The organism is Enterobacter sp. JBIWA008 (assembly GCF_019968765.1).
Classification (GTDB): domain Bacteria; phylum Pseudomonadota; class Gammaproteobacteria; order Enterobacterales; family Enterobacteriaceae; genus Enterobacter.
The window spans coordinates 237,211-254,388 of the sequence record NZ_CP074149.1; the positions used below are offsets into that span (position 1 = coordinate 237,211).

The 17,178-nt window shown below is 56.5% G+C and carries 13 protein-coding genes, 1 tRNA gene and 1 pseudogene; 8 read left to right on the forward strand and 7 right to left on the reverse strand.

Features of this window, described 5'->3' with window-relative positions; translation table 11 throughout:
• Positions 1-3: 3 nt before the first annotated feature.
• The 5 genes and pseudogenes from KGP24_RS01145 to KGP24_RS01165 form a co-directional block, all read right to left on the reverse strand.
• Positions 4-1,284 (reverse strand): MFS transporter, encoded by a 1,281-nt coding sequence (locus tag KGP24_RS01145; RefSeq protein WP_223562102.1) that lies wholly within the window; start codon positions 1,282-1,284, stop codon positions 4-6.
• Positions 1,285-1,401: 117 nt separating this feature from the next.
• A complete protein-coding gene (locus KGP24_RS01150) occupies positions 1,402-2,340 on the reverse strand; it encodes a sugar kinase (RefSeq protein ID WP_223562103.1) in 939 nt (312 codons plus the stop codon).
• Positions 2,341-2,343: 3 nt separating this feature from the next.
• A pseudogene (locus KGP24_RS01155) lies at positions 2,344-3,093 on the reverse strand (sugar phosphate isomerase/epimerase).
• Positions 3,094-3,196: 103 nt separating this feature from the next.
• Positions 3,197-4,213, reverse strand: a complete 1,017-nt coding sequence (locus KGP24_RS01160) for a LacI family DNA-binding transcriptional regulator (RefSeq protein ID WP_223562104.1) — start codon at positions 4,211-4,213, stop codon at positions 3,197-3,199.
• Positions 4,214-4,343: 130 nt separating this feature from the next.
• Positions 4,344-5,006: an OmpA family lipoprotein gene (locus KGP24_RS01165; RefSeq protein ID WP_223562105.1), complete on the reverse strand. Its 663-nt coding sequence runs from the start codon at positions 5,004-5,006 to the stop codon at positions 4,344-4,346.
• Positions 5,007-5,217: 211 nt separating this feature from the next.
• Between KGP24_RS01165 and KGP24_RS01170 the strand changes: the two genes are divergently transcribed.
• Positions 5,218-7,497: a molybdopterin guanine dinucleotide-containing S/N-oxide reductase gene (locus KGP24_RS01170; protein ID WP_245403349.1), complete on the forward strand. Its 2,280-nt coding sequence runs from the start codon at positions 5,218-5,220 to the stop codon at positions 7,495-7,497.
• Here KGP24_RS01170 and KGP24_RS01175 read toward each other — a convergent pair.
• Together KGP24_RS01175 and tag are read right to left on the reverse strand one after the other, a co-directional pair.
• Entirely contained in the window at positions 7,460-7,906 is a 447-nt protein-coding gene (locus KGP24_RS01175) for an N-acetyltransferase (protein WP_223562107.1), read from the reverse strand. The genes KGP24_RS01170 and KGP24_RS01175 overlap by 38 nt on opposite strands.
• Complete coding sequence (gene tag, locus KGP24_RS01180) at positions 7,884-8,465, reverse strand: DNA-3-methyladenine glycosylase I (RefSeq protein ID WP_223562108.1); 582 nt, start codon at positions 8,463-8,465, stop codon at positions 7,884-7,886. Before tag ends, KGP24_RS01175 begins: the two co-directional genes overlap by 23 nt.
• Before the next feature lie 154 nt (positions 8,466-8,619).
• On the opposite strand from tag, the gene KGP24_RS01185 reads away from it, so the two are divergent.
• From KGP24_RS01185 to dppC, 7 genes are all read left to right on the forward strand, one after another.
• The gene (locus tag KGP24_RS01185) at positions 8,620-9,318 is read left to right on the forward strand and encodes an autotransporter domain-containing protein (protein ID WP_223562109.1); all 699 of its coding nucleotides are present in this window, start codon (positions 8,620-8,622) and stop codon (positions 9,316-9,318) included.
• Between the two features lie 238 nt (positions 9,319-9,556).
• Entirely contained in the window at positions 9,557-10,759 is a 1,203-nt protein-coding gene (locus KGP24_RS01190) for an MFS transporter (protein WP_023334094.1), read from the forward strand.
• Positions 10,760-10,998: 239 nt separating this feature from the next.
• On the forward strand, positions 10,999-12,693 hold the full coding sequence (eptB, locus tag KGP24_RS01195; protein WP_223562110.1) for a kdo(2)-lipid A phosphoethanolamine 7''-transferase: 1,695 nt from the start codon (positions 10,999-11,001) through the stop codon (positions 12,691-12,693).
• 91 nt (positions 12,694-12,784) lie between these two features.
• Positions 12,785-12,861 (forward strand) — tRNA-Pro (locus KGP24_RS01200).
• A 620-nt stretch (positions 12,862-13,481) separates the two neighbouring features.
• On the forward strand, positions 13,482-15,089 hold the full coding sequence (gene dppA, locus KGP24_RS01205; protein WP_223562111.1) for a dipeptide ABC transporter periplasmic-binding protein DppA: 1,608 nt from the start codon (positions 13,482-13,484) through the stop codon (positions 15,087-15,089).
• 157 nt (positions 15,090-15,246) lie between these two features.
• Positions 15,247-16,266, forward strand: a complete 1,020-nt coding sequence (gene dppB, locus KGP24_RS01210; RefSeq protein WP_023334097.1) for a dipeptide ABC transporter permease DppB — start codon at positions 15,247-15,249, stop codon at positions 16,264-16,266.
• A gap of 9 nt (positions 16,267-16,275) precedes the next feature.
• Positions 16,276-17,178, forward strand: a complete 903-nt coding sequence (gene dppC, locus KGP24_RS01215) for a dipeptide ABC transporter permease DppC (protein WP_111964354.1) — start codon at positions 16,276-16,278, stop codon at positions 17,176-17,178.

Sequence of the window (17,178 nt, forward strand, 5' to 3'; positions counted from 1 at the left end):
GATTCAGGCGTGGCGTGCGCCGACGGGGTGCTGTTGATTATTAGCAGGCTTAACAATCAGAGTAAGCCACACGGAGGCGAAAAGCGCCACCCCCATAAAGATGTACGATGCGGACGGGCTGCCGGTGGCACCGTTCAGGTAACCGACGAACCAGGAGCCGCAGAACGAACCCAGCGCACCCATACTGTTAATCAGCGCCATCGCGCCACCCGCGACGTTACGCGGCAGCATTTCCGGGATGATGGCAAAGAACGGTCCGTACGGTGCATACATGGCCGCACCGGCTACCACCAGCAGGGTATAAGAGGCCCAGAAGTGATTTGCACCCACGGCCCACGAGCCGATGAAGGCAAAAGCAGCGATCAGCAGCAGCGGCCAGACAAACAGCTTGCGGTTCTGCAGCTTATCCGATGCCCATGATGCGACGATCATGGCGATGGTCGCGGCCAGATACGGTACGGAAGAGAGCCAGCCCACTTCTACCATGCCGAGGTTCTCGCCGCCGCTGCGGATAATCGACGGCAGCCACAGCACAAAGCCGTACACGCCAATGCTCCAGGTAAAGTATTGCGCGCAGAGGAGGATCACGTTGCGCGAGCGGAAGGCTTCGCCGTAGTTGCGTACCGCCTTCAGACCTTGCTGTTCTTTATCCAGCTGCGCCTGGAGTGCCGCTTTTTCATCTTCGGAAAGCCATTTCGCCTGGGCAGGTTTATCTTTCACCAGCACCCACCAGCAGAATGCCCAGATCACTGCCGGAACCCCTTCGATGATAAACATTTCGCGCCAGCCGAAAGACTGGATCAGGTAGCCAGACACTACCGACATCCACAGTACCGTGACCGGGTTACCGAGGATCAGGAAGGTATTCGCGCGGGAGCGTTCAGATTTGGTAAACCAGTTGCTGATGTAAATCAGCATCGCCGGCATGACCGCTGCCTCAACGACGCCGAGGATAAAGCGAATGGCGGCCAGGGCAGGAATATTGTTCACCACGCCGGTAAGCGACGCGCAGGCACCCCACAGGATCAGGCAGACGAAGATCAGCTTACGCACGCTGCGGCGTTCCGCGTAAATCGCGCCGGGGATCTGGAAGAAGAAGTAGCCCAGGAAGAAAAGGGCACCCAGCAGGGAGGAGATACCTTTGGTGATGCCAAGGTCCTCTGTGATCCCCGCCGCGGACGCGAAGCTGAAGTTGGCACGGTCAAGGTACGCCAGGCTGTACGTGATAAACACGATTGGCATGATGTACCACCAGCGTTTTGCTGCATTGGTCGAACTGTTCATAGGCTTGCCTCTGTTGTTGAGGTTGTTACCGCCGTTGTCTGTAGGGTACACGGTGGCTTAATTATTTGGTGTGGCTTGCTGCCCTCACCCTGGCCCTCTCTCACAGGGAGAGGGAATTTAAACGCCGAGCCCTGCTCGCGTGGGTAATCCTTCGCTGTCGCCCTGCACCTGAATGGCCAGCGAGCCAATCTTGTTGCCCCGCGCTACGGCCTGCGGCAGCGTTTTGCCTTCCAGCAGGGCGCTAATCACGCCCACGGCAAAACCGTCGCCCGCGCCGACGGTGTCGACCACGTTCTCAACCTTGACCGCCGCGACCGCGCCCTGTTCGCCGTCGGCCGTCTTAAACCATGCGCCATCGGCGCCGGTCTTCAGCACCACCGCTTTTACCCCTTTATTCAGGTAGAAATCGGCAATGCCCTCCGGTGTGCTTTCGCCGGTCAGGATCATCCCTTCTTTAAGGCCCGGCAGAACCCAGTCCGCTCTGAACGCCAGACGGTTGAGCTTCTCGACCATTTCCGCTTCGCTTTTCCACAGCACCGGGCGCAGGTTCGGATCGAAAGAGATCGTTTTTCCCTGGGCTTTCAGAGTGGCTGCCGCGTGATCCAGCAGTTCATACGAGCTGGCAGACAGCGCTGCCGCCACGCCGCTGAGGTGCAGATGGCGCGCGGAGGCGAAATAGTCGGCGTGGTAATCCGCCACTGAGAGGTGGCTTGCGGCCGATCCCTTACGGAAATACTCAACGATGGGATCGGTTCCATTTTCGACCTTTGATTTAAGCTGAAAGCCGGTAGGGAAGCGTGCATCAAGGGTGACGCCCGCGGCATCAATCCCCTCTTTTTTCAGCGAGTCGAGAACGAAATGGCCAAAGCTATCGTCCCCCACGCGGCTGACCCAGCCCACGTTCAGGCCGAGACGCGCCAGGCCGGTTGCGACGTTCAGCTCTGCGCCCGCCACGCGCTTGATAAAGTGCTCTACCGCGCTCAGCTCGCCCGTTTCGGTGGCGACAAACATCGCCATGGCCTCGCCGATCGTGATGACATCCAGCGTCTTGTGCATGGCTTACTCCTCGCGCAGCAGGTTGACGTAATGGCGGGTAACGGCGGTTAAATCCGTCCCTTCCAGCGGGAACTCGATACCGCGCGGGGCATCGGCAGGCAGCTGGCCAAGCAGATCCAGCCAGCGCGCATCAGCGTGGTCCGGCGCCACGGCGCGGAAGTTATCTTTATGCGGCACGGCGGCTTTCACGTGGATATAGCTCACCGCAGGGGCCAGATTACGCGCGGCCTCTTCGGGGGAATCACCGACCCACAGCCAGTTGCCCATGTCGAAGGTCAGCGTGACGGGTAAGGCCATTTCCCGACAGGCGGCCTGGAAGCGCTGCATCGGCGCGAGCTGTCCGCAGTCGGTCTGATCGTTCTCCACGACCAGCGCCATGCCGCTTGCGTTCAGCAGGTTACGCAGGGAGTCGAGAGGCTGCGCGTCGCGGAAATGGCCCAGGGAAACCTTCAGCCACAGGGCGTTCAGGGTGTTAGCCTCAGAGAGATAGCGGGTCAGGTCCGGGTTCAGGGTGCCGTCGGGCATAAACAGGGCGGCGGGGGCGGAGTAGCACGCCAGCAGGCCCAGCAGCTCAATGGATTCGCCCAGCGCAGGCAGCGTCAGCAGCTCTTAGCTGCTGAAAAGTTCCCGGCGTATCTCCACGCCGTCTGCCCCTGCGCCCGCAATAACGGGAAGCATTGCCCGCTGACCGCCTGCCTGTCGCACTTGTTCCGCACCGTACGCGGCGGTGACCACCATAATTTTCCTGCCCATCTTCGGACTCCATCGCAACATATCAATACTATTACGCTAGATGGAACCGGTTCCAAAGAAAAGGTCAGGATGTCGAATTTATGATCGCTATCACAAGGGGAAATTAACGTGCGGTGGAGCCGCGGACGATCAGCTCACCTGAGAAGACCTGCTCGCGTACGGCCTCACTGGTGCCTTCAATGCGACGAACTACCTGTTCTACAGCTGCATAGCCAATTTGCCAGGTGGGTTGTTTGAGTGTCGTAATGCCGACGCCGGCCAGCTCCGCCCACTCCAGTTCATCAAACCCCAGCAGACCGATATCGCTGCCCCAGTGCAGACCAATGCGCTTGAGCGAGCGGGCGACCTGAAGCGTCAGCGCCCCGTTGGCGGAGATCACGGCTTTGCGCATCCCGCGATGGCGCGTGTGGAACTGGCGCAGGGTGTTATCGAGCTGGTCGGCTTCGTGAAGCGGCGTTTCGGCATTTTCGGCGATCACGCCGGGATATCGCTCCAGCGTGGCTCGAAATGCGCTCAGGCGCTCGCGACGGGTATTGACCATCCCTAACGGTTCACTCAGAAACAGAATGGCCTCGAAGCCCTGTTCGATCAGATGTTCTGTGGCGGTAGTGGCTGCCTGGGTGTTATCCAGACCGACCACATCGCAGGCAAATTCCGGGATTTTACGGTCGATGAGGACCATAGGCAGAGAGGATTGCTGCAGGCGGTTTAAACCCTCTTCCCGCATGCCCACCGCGTTAACCACAATCCCTTCGACCTGGTAGCTGCGCAGCAGATCGAGGTAATGCAGCTCCTGATCGACTTCGTTGTTGGTATTACAGACCAGCGGCGTGAAACCCTTCTCGCGACAGGCGGCTTCAATACCGCTGAGCACGTTAACGGAGTAGGGGTTGGTGATATCGGCGATGATAAGCCCGATAAGGCGGGTGCGACCGCGTTTGAGACCGCGCGCCATGAGGCTAGGACGGTAGTCGAGATCGGCAATGGCCTGTTCAATACGCGCCAGCAATGCGTCGGACAGCAGGTGTTTCTCGCCATTGAGGTAGCGCGAAATGCTGGTTTTACCGGTTTTGGCGGCTTTCGCCACGTCGCTGATGGTGGCCCGGGCTGGTTTGCTCATCGCTGATTTCCCTGAATTTAGTGAGAATACCTTAGCGGGAAAATCAACGATGGCAAGTGGTTCATGCCGGGGTGTGAGGCTTGATGCCCTCACCCCCGACCCTCTCCCACGGGGAAAGGGGGAAATACAATTACTGAATTGGGCTTAACGTAATCTCAACGCGGCGGTTCTGCGCTTTGCCTTCCGCCGTGCTGTTGCTGGCGATAGGGTTGGCAGGGCCCATGCCGCTGGTGCGGATGCGGTTGGCTTCAACGCCCTGGGCGATCAGCGAGCTGGCCACAGAATCGGCGCGCTGCTGGGACAGACGCATGTTCAGATCCTGGCTGCCGGTGCTGTCGGTGTAGCCCATCACGTTCACGGCGGTCTTGTTGTACTCTTTCAGCACCATCGCCACGCCGGTGAGCGTGTTCGCGCCCGCGGGTTTCAGCGTCGCGCTGCTGCTGTCGAAGGTCACGTTGTTCGGCATATTCAGGATGATGTTATCGCCGCTGCGCGTCACGCTCACGCCGGTTCCCTTCATTTTGTCGCGCAGCTTCGCTTCCTGCACGTCCATGTAATAGCCGACGCCGCCGCCCAGTGCCGCGCCCGCCGCTGCGCCAATCAGCGCGCCTTTACCGCGGTCTTTCTTGGAGGAGGAGAGCGCCCCCACGCCTGCGCCGACCAGCGAGCCGATACCCGCGCCAATGCCGGATTTACCCGCTTCACGCTCACCGGTGTAAGGGTTAGTTGTGCAGCCAGAAACAGCCAGTGCACCGCTCACCAGAGCGGCAATAACGAGTACGCGTTTTTTCATCTTCTTTCCTTAATCCTTTTTATTCTTTGCCACGGCGAGCGTGGCAGTTGATTATGACGTCCAGATACGGAGAAAATTCCGGGTATAACTCTGAAATTTGTGACAAACCATAAACTGCCTCAGAAAGAAGGCCGTAAACCTGCACGCAACCAGGAGCGCACGCTTGAGCACCTCAACGAAAACCATTCTGACCGCCGCCCACTGGGGGCCGATGCTGGTCGAAACCGATGGCGAAAATGTTCTGTCGTCCCGCGGGGCACTGCCAACCCAACATCCCAACTCGTTACAGACCGTCGTTCGCGACCAGGTGCACAGCAAAACGCGCGTGCGCTGGCCGATGGTGCGTAAAGGTTTTCTGGCTTCGCCGGACAAGCCTCAGGGTATTCGCGGTCAGGATGAGTTTGTTCGCGTGAGCTGGGATGACGCGCTGGCGCTGATCCACGTCCAGCATAAGCGCATCCGCGACAGCTACGGGCCGTCGTCCATTTTTGCCGGTTCTTACGGCTGGCGTTCGAACGGCGTGCTGCACAAGGCCTCGACGCTGCTGCAGCGCTACATGAGCCTGGCGGGAGGCTATACCGGTCATCTGGGGGATTACTCCACCGGCGCGGCGCAGGCGATCATGCCGTACGTCGTGGGAGGGAATGAAGTGTACCAGCAGCAGACCAGCTGGCCGCTGGTGCTGGCGCATACCGACGTGGTAGTGCTCTGGAGCGCCAACCCGCTCAATACGCTGAAAATTGCCTGGAATGCCAGCGACGAGCAGGGCATTGGGTATTTCGACGCGCTGCGCAAAAGCGGCAAGCGCATCATCTGCATTGACCCAATGCGCTCTGAAACCATGGATTTCTTCGGCGACAGCGCCGAGTGGATTGCCCCCCATATGGGCACCGACGTGGCGATGATGCTGGGGATTGCCCATACGCTGGTAGAAAACGGCTGGCACGATGTCGAATTCCTGACGCGCTGTACCACCGGCTTCGATCAATTCGCCGACTACCTGACGGGCCAATCCGATGGAGTAGCAAAAACGGCTGAGTGGGCGGCAAATATTTGCGGCGTTCCTGCAGAGAAAATCCGCGAACTGGCGGCGTCATTCCATAAAAATACCACGATGTTAATGTCCGGCTGGGGGATGCAGCGTCAGCAGTTTGGTGAGCAAAAACACTGGATGCTGGTAACGCTTGCCGCAATGCTTGGGCAAATCGGTACGCGGGGCGGGGGTTTTGGTCTCTCCTACCACTTTGCAAACGGCGGTAACCCGACGCGTAAAGCGGCGGTGCTGGCGTCTCTGCAAGGCTCGGTGCAGGGAGGCGTGGATGCCGTCGATAAAATCCCGGTGGCGCGGATCGTTGAAGCCCTGGAAAACCCCGGCGGTTTTTATCAGCACAACGGTCTGGACCGCCACTTCCCGGATATTAAATTTGTCTGGTGGGCGGGCGGGTCGAACTTCACGCATCATCAGGATACTAACCGCCTGATCCGCGCCTGGCAAAAGCCGGAGCTGGTGGTCATTTCCGAGTGCTTCTGGACCGGCTCGGCTAAGCATGCAGATATTGTGCTGCCAGCGACCACCTCGTTTGAGCGTAACGATCTCACCATGACCGGTGACTACAGCAACCAGCATATGGTCCCGATGAAGCGCGTAGTGGCCCCGCGAGATGAAGCGCGAGATGATTTTGACGTGTTTGCTGAACTGAGCGAGCTGTGGGAAGCGGGCGGTCGCGAGCGTTTTACCGAGGGGAAAAGCGACCTGCAATGGCTGGAGACCTTCTACCAGATTGCCGGACAGCGCGGCGCGGCGCAGGGCGTGACGCTTCCGCCATTTGCTGAGTTCTGGGAGGCGAACCAGATCGTCGAGATGCCGGAGAGCGAACAGAACGCGAAGTTTGTCCGTTTTGCCGATTTCCGCCGCGACCCGGAGAACCACCCGCTTAAAACCGAGAGCGGAAAGATCGTGATCTACAGCGAGCGCATTGCCAGCTTCGGGTATGCCGACTGTCCGCCACACCCTATGTGGCTCGAGCCGGACGAATGGCACGGCAACGCCCGGCCGGATCAGCTGCAGGTGTTGTCTGCGCATCCCGCGCACCGTCTGCACAGCCAGCTTAACTATACGTCCCTGCGCGAGCATTATGCGGTCGCCGGGCGAGAGCCGATAACGCTGAATACCCTCGATGCGAAAGCCCGCGGTATTGCGGACGGCGACGTGGTGCGCGTCTGGAACTCGCGTGGACAGGTGCTGGCAGGGGCGGTAGTGAGCGACGGGATTAAACCGGGCGTGATCTGCATTCATCAGGGCGCATGGCCTGACCTTGAGCCCGCCGAGGGAGGGATCTGTAAAAACGGGGCGGTTAACGTGCTGACCAAAGATCTCCCCAGCTCGAAGCTGGGGAATGGCTGCGCGGGGAACACGGCGCTGGCCTGGGTCGAGAAATATCAGGGACCCGAGCTCACGTTAACGGCGTTTGATCCGCCTGCCAGCTCATGATCCACGTCGGGTGCTGGGTATCATCCTGCCAGGCGCTGTCTTCAATGCGAAAGCCCTGAGCATGGTAGAAATTCACCGCCCGGACATTTTTCTGGTACACCTCCAGAGTTAAGTGCGGGAAGCGCTGTTGAACATGGTTCAGCAGCGCGTGCCCGATGCCTTTCCCGATGCATGACGGTGCGACAAACAGCGCGCCGACAAACTGAGACTGCATCACGCTGATAAACCCGCAAGGTTCACCGTCCTGTTCCCAGACCCAGGTTTCCGCCGACGGCAGGTAAACGTCCCGCACCATGGCCTCATTCTCTTTCCAGTAACCCGGCTCGATAAACGGATGCGCTTCTGTAGTGCTTTCAAGCCATAGCCTCAGAAGCGGCGCGGTATTTTCATTTTGCCATTTGCGGATCATGATGGCCTCCCGGATGACAGAAGCAGCCGGTAACGTGGTCGTTGACCAGGCCACAGGCCTGCATAAAGGCATAGCAGATGGTGGAGCCGACAAACTTAAAGCCGCGTTTTTTCAGGGCCTTCGAGAGCGCATCCGAGGCCGGGGTGGAGGCCGGGATTTCCGCGAGCGTGGCGGCCTGCGTGACCTGCGGATTGTTGTTCACAAACGTCCAGACAAAATCTGAGAACGATTCGCCGTTTTGTTCCATCGCCAGGTAAGCGCGTGCGTTACCAATGATGGCCTGGATCTTACCGCGATGGCGGATGATACCGGCGTCCTGTACCAGCCGCTCCACGTCCTCATCGGTCATGGCGGCGACGGCGACAGGATCGAACTGGTGGAAGGCGTTGCGGTAGTTTTCGCGTTTCTTCAGTACCGTTATCCACGATAACCCCGCCTGCTGGCCCTCGAGGCAGATCATCTCAAAGAGTTTTTTGCCATCCTTTTCCGGCACGCCCCATTCCCGATCGTGATAGTCGATATAAAGCTGATCCTGGCTTACCCAACCGCAACGTTCCATCCGTCATCTCCCTTATTGATACTGATTTCGCAAATATTTCGTTCTGACTGGCTTGACGTGTTTACTATAAAGACAATAGTTAATACAAGGGCTATAAGGTCTTCCTGAATAACGACAAATATCGCCGAATTCGGCTCTCTCTGGGGTCGCGTTGATGATGATAAAAAAAATCAGTGGTCGCCATGCTGCTTCTGGCCTGGTGGGAATTTCAGCCTGCCTGTTTTTTTGTAATACAGCGTCTGCCTGGCAACAGGAATATATCGTTTCAGACGCCCAAAATAATACGGCGGAACGCTATACATGGGACGCGGATCACCAACCGCGTTATGAGGATATTCTGGCTGAGCGTATTCAGTCTTCGCAAAATGCGCCGGGTCTTGCCCTGAATATGCCGTCTGGCAGCACGACGGAGGGGGCAATGAGTGTGGGCTGGAATTTTCCGCTTTCAGCGCGTATCACCACCGGCCCGGTAGTGGCGTGGCGGTACGACGGCACGGCTCCAATGATGATCAACGAGTTTGGTGATAGCGCATCGACGCAGGCAATCACCGACCCGCTCTGGCATGCCAGCGTCAGCACGCTGGGGTGGCGCGTGAATACCCAGTACGGCGATCTCCGTCCGTGGGCGCAGATCAGCTATAACCAGCAGTTTGGTGAAAACCAGTGGAAATCGCAGTTTGGCATGCCGCAAACGCCAGCCCCTGCCCAAAACGGTAGCTGGATGGACGTCACCGTGGGAACGGATATTCCTTTTAATACGCACGTGGCGGCCTATGCGTCGCTGGCTCAGGGGGAACACACCACCACCGGTGAGGAATTTTTGTATACCCTCGGCGTCAGCGCGAATTTCTAGAGTTGTTACTTTTTTAAACGTTACGATAACATCTTAAATACAATAACCACGGGCTTTACAGCGATAGCGGGTACTAACACGCTGTCGCTTTATTCCCAGGCCAGGCCATTCATTCCTGATTCCAGGCATTTCATTCCGTTCCGCCTGCATTTCATGCCGTTTTCCCCCAGACGTATTAAGGTTTTGTTTATCGTTGTTCTCAGCGAACTTCCTTAATTTCTCTTGCAGGACAACTGCCATGAACACATCAACTTATAACCGCACGCGCTGGCTTACGCTCTTTGGCACCATCGTCACCCAGTTTGCGCTGGGATCGGTCTATACCTGGAGCCTGTTTAACAGTGCGCTTTCCGACAAACTCGGCGCACCGGTCAGCCAGGTCGCGTTCTCCTTTGGTCTGCTGAGCCTGGGTCTGGCGATTTCGTCTTCCGTCGCGGGCAAGCTGCAGGAGCGTTTTGGGGTGAAGCGTGTGACCATGGCTTCCGGCATCCTGCTGGGGCTGGGCTTTTTCCTGACGGCACATTCCAGCAACCTGATGATGCTGTGGCTGAGCGCCGGCGTGCTGGTGGGGCTGGCCGATGGCGCAGGTTACCTGCTGACCCTGTCGAACTGCGTGAAGTGGTTCCCGGAGCGTAAAGGCTTAATCTCCGCGTTCGCCATCGGCTCCTATGGCCTGGGCAGCCTCGGGTTCAAATTTATCGACTCCCACCTGCTGGCGTCCGTTGGCCTCGAAAACACCTTCATGATCTGGGGCGCAATCGTGCTGGTGATGATTCTGTTCGGCGCCACGCTGATGACCGATGCGCCGCAGCAGGAGGTCAAATCCGTTAACGGCGTGGTGGAGAACGACTTCACCCTCGCGCAGTCCATGCGTAAGCCACAGTACTGGATGCTGGCGGTGATGTTCCTGACGGCCTGCATGAGCGGACTGTATGTTATCGGCGTGGCGAAGGATATCGCGCAGGGGATGGTGAAGCTGGATGCGGCCACGGCGGCGAATGCGGTGACCGTGATCTCCATTGCTAACCTCTCCGGTCGTTTGGTCCTCGGTATTCTGTCTGACAAAATTGCCCGCATCCGCGTGATTACGATTGGGCAGGTGGTTTCGCTGGTCGGCATGGCGGCGCTGCTGTTCGCTCCGCTGAATGAGGCTACCTTCTTCGCGGCGATTGCCTGCGTGGCCTTTAACTTCGGCGGCACCATTACCGTCTTCCCGTCACTGGTAAGCGAGTTCTTTGGCCTGAACAATCTGGCGAAAAACTATGGCGTGATTTATCTCGGCTTCGGGATCGGCAGTATCTGCGGCTCGCTGATTGCCTCCCTGTTCGGCGGGTTCTACGTGACCTTCTGCGTAATATTTGCCTTGCTGATTATCTCGCTGGCGCTATCCACCACGATTCGCCAGCCGCAGCGCGAAGTATTTAAAGAAGTGCATGCATAAGCTGTGTGAAAGAGGCCATTGCGGCCTCTTTTTTCTTTATGTGAGAGGCTTCCCGTCTCGATATTTTGTAAAAATTTACACCGATCACACTCTCTGCTGCCACTTTTCTCTCCCGCTGTGGTCTACTTACCGCGCTTGTAGACGTTTCTCATAACGCTTCCTTACGCATTTACTTACTCTGTCTGCTTTCTCGTTGAGATTCGGCGGGTCTTTATACCCCTTCCCCCAGGGTTGTTTGCATGAAATACATTAGGTCTCTTACCCAGCAAAGATTGTGTCTGATGCTGGCTGTCTATATCGGTTTGTTTCTGAATGGCGCGGTGCTGTTCAGAAGAGTGGAAGGCTATTTTGAACACCTCACCGTAAGCAATGGGATATTCGCCGCGATTGAAGTGTTTGGCTCTGTTCTGGCTACCTTTTTCCTGTTACGCCTGCTCTCTCTCTTTGGCCGCCGAACCTGGCAAATTTTAGCCTCGCTGGTGGTGATTATTTCTGCTGCTGCAAGCTATTACATGACCTTTATGAACGTGGTCATTGGTTACGGTATCGTTGCCTCGGTGATGACCACGGATATCGATCTTTCGAAAGAAGTGGTTGGGAAAGGCTTTATCGTCTGGACTATCTTAACCTGTCTGATCCCGCTGTTCTTTATCTGGAGCAATACGTGCCGCTACACGCTGTTACGCCAGCTGCGTACGCGTGGACAGCGGATCCGCAATATCGTCGTTGTCCTGCTGGCCGGTCTGCTGGTATGGGCGCCTATTCGCCTGATGGAAACGCAGCAAAAACGCGTCGAAAAAGCGACGGGCGTGGATATGCCAAGCTATGGCGGCGTGGTGGCAAACTCCTATTTGCCGTCTAACTGGCTGTCAGCGTTAGGTCTGTATGCCTGGGCGCAGGCGGATGAATCCGGTGATGTGAAGTCGCTGATCAATCCACTGAAAAAATTCACCTACCAGCCGCCAGCCGACGGGGTTGATGATACGTACGTCGTCTTTGTCATTGGCGAAACGACGCGCTGGGATCATATGGGCATTCTTGGCTATGACCGGGATACCACACCAAAGCTGGCGCAGGAGAAGAACCTGGTGGCTTACCGTGGCTACTCCTGTGATACCGCAACGAAGCTCTCGCTACGTTGCATGTTTGTGCGTGAAGGCGGTGCAAGCGATAACCCGCAACGCACGCTGAAAGAGCAGAACGTGTTTGCCGTGCTGAAGCAGCTTGGATTTAGCTCAGACCTGTTCGCCATGCAAAGTGAGATGTGGTTCTACACCAACACGCTGGCGGATAACATCGCGTACCGCGAGCAGATTGGTGCCGAGCCGCGTAACCGCGGTAAAAACGTCGACGACATGCTGCTGCTGGAAGAGATGTCGCAGTCCCTCAAGAACCATCCGCAAGGTAAGCATCTGGTTATTCTGCATACCAAAGGGTCGCATTACAGCTATTACCAGCGCTACACGCGTGATTTCGCGAAGTGGCAGCCTGAGTGCGTGGGCATTAATAAAGACTGCAGCAAGCAGGAGCTGATCAACGCCTTCGATAACTCGGTGCTGTATGTGGATACTTTCCTGAGCCGTGTCATTGATCAACTGCGCGATAAGAAAGCGATTGTGATTTATGCGGCAGACCACGGTGAATCCATCAACGAGAAAGAGCATCTGCACGGTACGCCGCGCAAGCTGGCTCCGCCAGAGCAGTTCCGCGTGCCGATGATCATGTGGATGTCGGATAAGTATCTCGAAAATCCGGAGAAAGCGAAGATGTTTGCTCAGCTGAAGAAAGAGGCGGAGATGAAGGTGCCGCGTCGTCACGTTGAGCTGTACGACACCATTATGGGTTGTCTCGGCTATACCTCACCGAATGGTGGGATTAACGAAAACAACAACTGGTGTAAACTCCCTGATAACACCTCAAAAGCCGCGCAGTAGCTGCTCTGGCGAGAATATCGCCAGTTGAATGGCTTTTTGAAAATAAGGGATTGACGGGGGCGCACCTCAGCAGTAAGATGCGCTCCGCATTCGGCGAGTAGCGCAGCTTGGTAGCGCAACTGGTTTGGGACCAGTGGGTCGGAGGTTCGAATCCTCTCTCGCCGACCACATTCTGAAAAGGGCTAACCGCAAGGTTAGCCCTTTTTGCATTAGCGGGTTACTCCATTCGACCGTGCAAAATGTCCCTTATCCTCGCTTAAGCCTGCCTGTTAACGATTTTGTGACATAATCCATTGTATTTTTTTATATATAGATTGATCTTTTTTCGCGTTACTTATGGATAACCTCAGCATTTTTCGCTGTGCGTTTTAACGTTCGCGGTATTTAGTGCTCAGATAATCACCATTCTGCAAGAAAATTTACCCATTCTGAATAAAAGTTAATCACTGATTGTTGCGAAATATGAAGAGAGTTGTGCTGCAAGATAGCGAGTAGCATAAATTTCCCTGCTGAAAACTGGTGTATAGAGTTTTTTTAATCTTTGTTTGCGGTTTCTCACACTCAGCGTAAATGCCCGTCACCTGTATTGACGTTTTCACATTCTGTTGACAGATTGTAGGGCATGAGGGGCATTTCAGGGACGATCTGCGCTGCAACTCAAACGCTCTTCTGAAAGGATTCTCCATCCCTTTACTGCCTTCGGGCACCACCGACCGGACCGGGTAAAAAACAAATAAAGGTCTGGCGGCGTAACACAACAAAGCAAAACATCACATTGGAGCAGAATAATGAGTATTTCCTTGAAGAAGTCAGGGATGCTGAAGCTTGGTCTGAGCCTGGTGGCTATGACCGTGGCAGCAAGCGTACAGGCAAAAACCCTGGTTTACTGTTCTGAAGGCTCGCCGGAAGGCTTTAACCCACAGCTCTTTACTTCTGGTACGACTTACGACGCAAGCTCTGTACCGATCTATAACCGTCTGGTTGAATTCAAAACCGGCACCACGGAAGTGATTCCGGGTCTGGCCGAGAAGTGGGACGTCAGCGAAGACGGTAAAACCTACACCTTCCACCTGCGCAAGGGCGTGAAGTGGCAGGACAGCAAAGAATTCAAACCAACGCGCGACTTTAACGCCGACGACGTTGTGTTCTCCTTCGACCGTCAGAAAAACGCTCAGAACCCGTACCACAAAGTCTCTGGCGGCAGCTATGAATACTTCGAAGGGATGGGTCTGCCGGATCTGATCTCTGAAGTGAAAAAAGTGGACGATAATACCGTTCAGTTCGTGCTGACGCGTCCGGAAGCACCGTTCCTGGCTGACCTGGCCATGGACTTCGCCTCAATTCTGTCCAAAGAGTACGCGGACAACATGCTGAAAGCCGGTACGCCGGAAAAAGTCGACCTGAACCCAATCGGTACCGGTCCATTCCAGCTGCTGCAGTACCAGAAAGACTCCCGTATTCTGTATAAAGCATTCGAAGGCTACTGGGGCACCAAGCCGAAGATTGATCGTCTGGTCTTCTCCATCACGCCTGATGCGTCAGTACGTTATGCAAAACTGCAGAAAAACGAATGCCAGGTTATGCCATACCCGAACCCGGCTGATATCGCCCGTATGAAGCAGGACAAGAACATCAACCTGCTGGAGCAGGCTGGCCTGAACGTGGGCTATCTCTCCTTCAACACCGAGAAGAAACCGTTTGATGACGTGAAAGTGCGTCAGGCGCTGACCTACGCGGTGAACAAAGAAGCGATCATCAAGGCCGTTTACCAGGGCGCGGGCGTTGCAGCCAAAAACCTGATCCCGCCAACCATGTGGGGCTATAACGACGACGTTAAAGACTACACCTACGATCCTGAGAAAGCGAAAGCGCTGCTGAAAGAAGCGGGCCAGGATAAAGGCTTTACCGTTGAGCTGTGGGCTATGCCGGTACAGCGTCCGTACAACCCGAACGCACGCCGTATGGCGGAAATGGTTCAGGCTGACTGGGCTAAGGTTGGCGTTCAGGCCAAGATTGTGACCTACGAGTGGGGCGAGTACCTGAAGCGCGCCAAAGCGGGTGAGCACCAGGCGGTCATGATGGGCTGGACCGGTGATAACGGGGATCCGGACAACTTCTTCGCCACCCTTTTCAGCTGCGCGGCGGCGAAAGACGGCTCTAACTACTCTCGCTGGTGCTACAAGCCGTTTGAAGACCTGATCCAGCCGGCGCGTGCGACCGACGATCACAACAAACGTATTGAACTGTACAAGCAGGCTCAGGTTGTTATGCACGATCAGGCTCCGGCGCTGATTGTTGCTCACTCCACCGTTTACGAGCCAGTGCGCAAAGAAGTGAAGGGCTACGTGGTTGATCCGCTGGGCAAACACCACTTCGAAAACGTATCGGTTGAATAATAAGTAGGGTGTTCTCCCTCTCCCTCCGGGAGAGGGCAGGGGGGAGGGGCATGCATCCCCTCACCCTAACCCTCTCCCGAAGGGAGAGGGAATTTACATTTGTGAGCAATACAGACGTCACGCCACTGGTCGTGCGTCATCAGAGAGAATCCGGGTTATGTTGCAGTTCATCCTCCGACGTCTGGGACTTGTTATCCCCACGTTTATCGGTATCACCCTTCTCACTTTTGCCTTCGTCCATATGATCCCCGGTGACCCGGTAATGATTATGGCGGGCGAGCGTGGTATTTCCCCTGAGCGCCATGCACAGCTGCTGGCGGAACTCGGTCTCGATAAGCCGATGTGGCAGCAATACCTCCACTATATCTGGGGCGTGTTGCACGGTGATTTAGGGATTTCGCTGAAAAGCCGTCTTCCGGTGTGGGACGAGTTCGTGCCGCGTTTTAAAGCGACACTGGAGCTTGGCGTCTGCGCCATGATTTTTGCCACTGCGGTGGGTATTCCTGTTGGGGTACTGGCTGCCGTTAAGCGTGGCTCTATTTTCGACCATACCGCCGTTGGCCTGGCGCTGACCGGCTACTCCATGCCTATCTTCTGGTGGGGCATGATGCTGATCATGCTGGTATCGGTGCAGCTTAACCTGACACCGGTTTCCGGGCGCGTTAGCGATATGGTCTTCCTGGATGACTCCAACCCGCTCACCGGCTTTATGCTGATTGATACGGCTATCTGGGGCGAAGAGGGCAACTTCATTGATGCCGTCGCGCACATGATTCTGCCTGCCATGGTGCTGGGCACCATTCCTCTGGCGGTGATAGTGCGTATGACCCGTTCATCGATGCTGGAAGTGCTGGGTGAGGATTATATCCGCACCGCGCGCGCCAAGGGCCTGACGCGTATGCGCGTCATCATCGTTCACGCGCTGCGTAATGCCATGCTGCCGGTGGTGACGGTTATCGGTCTCCAGGTAGGGACGTTGCTGGCGGGGGCGATCCTGACCGAAACCATCTTCTCCTGGCCGGGCCTTGGACGCTGGCTGATTGACGCGCTGCAACGCCGTGACTATCCGGTTGTGCAGGGCGGTGTACTGCTGGTCGCGACGATGATTATCCTCGTCAACCTGCTGGTCGATTTGCTGTACGGCGTGGTGAACCCGCGTATTCGTCATAAGAAGTAAGGGACCATCATGTCACAAGTCACTCAAAATAAAGTGGTCGCTGCACCGGTTCCTATGACGCCGCTGCAGGAATTCTGGCACTACTTCAAGCGCAATAAAGGCGCGGTGGTAGGGCTGGTGTATGTCGCTATCATGATCCTGATTGCGGTGTTTGCGAACTTCCTCGCACCGTATAACCCGGCGGACCAGTTCCGCGATGCGCTGCTCGCGCCACCTGCGTGGCAGGATGGCGGTAGCCTGGCGCACCTGCTGGGTACCGATGACGTGGGCCGCGACGTGCTGTCGCGTCTGATGTACGGCGCGCGCCTGTCGCTGCTGGTCGGCTGCCTGGTGGTGGTATTGTCCCTGATTATGGGGATCGTTCTCGGCCTGGTTGCCGGTTACTTCGGCGGCATCGTTGATAACATCATCATGCGTATCGTCGACATCATGCTGGCGCTGCCAAGCCTGCTGCTGGCGCTGGTACTGGTGGCGATCTTCGGCCCGTCGATTGGGAACGCCGCGCTGGCGTTGACCTTCGTGGCGCTCCCTCACTACGTACGTTTAACCCGTGCGGCGGTGCTGGTGGAAGTGAACCGGGACTACGTCACGGCGTCTCGCGTGGCGGGTGCCGGTGCGATGCGCCAGATGTTCGTTAATATCTTCCCTAACTGCCTTGCGCCGCTGATTGTTCAGGCGTCGCTTGGTTTCTCTAACGCCATTCTTGATATGGCCGCTCTTGGCTTCCTGGGCATGGGTGCGCAGCCGCCAACACCGGAGTGGGGCACCATGCTCTCCGACGTGTTGCAGTTCGCACAAAGCGCCTGGTGGGTTGTCACCTTCCCGGGTCTGGCAATCCTGCTGACGGTGCTGGCATTTAACCTGATGGGTGATGGCCTGCGTGATGCGCTTGATCCCAAACTGAAGCAGTAA

Excerpts from the sequence above, each read along its gene's own strand:
- KGP24_RS01165 (WP_223562105.1), bottom strand. The coding sequence starts at position 5,006 with ATGAAAAAACGCGTACTCGTTATTGCCGCTCTGGTGAGCGGTGCACTG.
- tag (WP_223562108.1), bottom strand. The coding sequence starts at position 8,465 with ATGGAACGTTGCGGTTGGGTAAGCCAGGATCAGCTTTATATCGACTAT.
- eptB (WP_223562110.1), top strand. The coding sequence starts at position 10,999 with ATGAAATACATTAGGTCTCTTACCCAGCAAAGATTGTGTCTGATGCTG.
- KGP24_RS01185 (WP_223562109.1), top strand. The coding sequence starts at position 8,620 with ATGATGATAAAAAAAATCAGTGGTCGCCATGCTGCTTCTGGCCTGGTG.
- dppA (WP_223562111.1), top strand. The coding sequence starts at position 13,482 with ATGAGTATTTCCTTGAAGAAGTCAGGGATGCTGAAGCTTGGTCTGAGC.
- KGP24_RS01170 (WP_245403349.1), top strand. The coding sequence starts at position 5,218 with ATGCTGGTCGAAACCGATGGCGAAAATGTTCTGTCGTCCCGCGGGGCA.
- KGP24_RS01175 (WP_223562107.1), bottom strand. The coding sequence starts at position 7,906 with ATGATCCGCAAATGGCAAAATGAAAATACCGCGCCGCTTCTGAGGCTA.
- KGP24_RS01160 (WP_223562104.1), bottom strand. The coding sequence starts at position 4,213 with ATGAGCAAACCAGCCCGGGCCACCATCAGCGACGTGGCGAAAGCCGCC.
- KGP24_RS01190 (WP_023334094.1), top strand. The coding sequence starts at position 9,557 with ATGAACACATCAACTTATAACCGCACGCGCTGGCTTACGCTCTTTGGC.
- KGP24_RS01150 (WP_223562103.1), bottom strand. The coding sequence starts at position 2,340 with ATGCACAAGACGCTGGATGTCATCACGATCGGCGAGGCCATGGCGATG.
- KGP24_RS01145 (WP_223562102.1), bottom strand. The coding sequence starts at position 1,284 with ATGAACAGTTCGACCAATGCAGCAAAACGCTGGTGGTACATCATGCCA.
- dppC (WP_111964354.1), top strand. The coding sequence starts at position 16,276 with ATGTCACAAGTCACTCAAAATAAAGTGGTCGCTGCACCGGTTCCTATG.
- dppB (WP_023334097.1), top strand. The coding sequence starts at position 15,247 with ATGTTGCAGTTCATCCTCCGACGTCTGGGACTTGTTATCCCCACGTTT.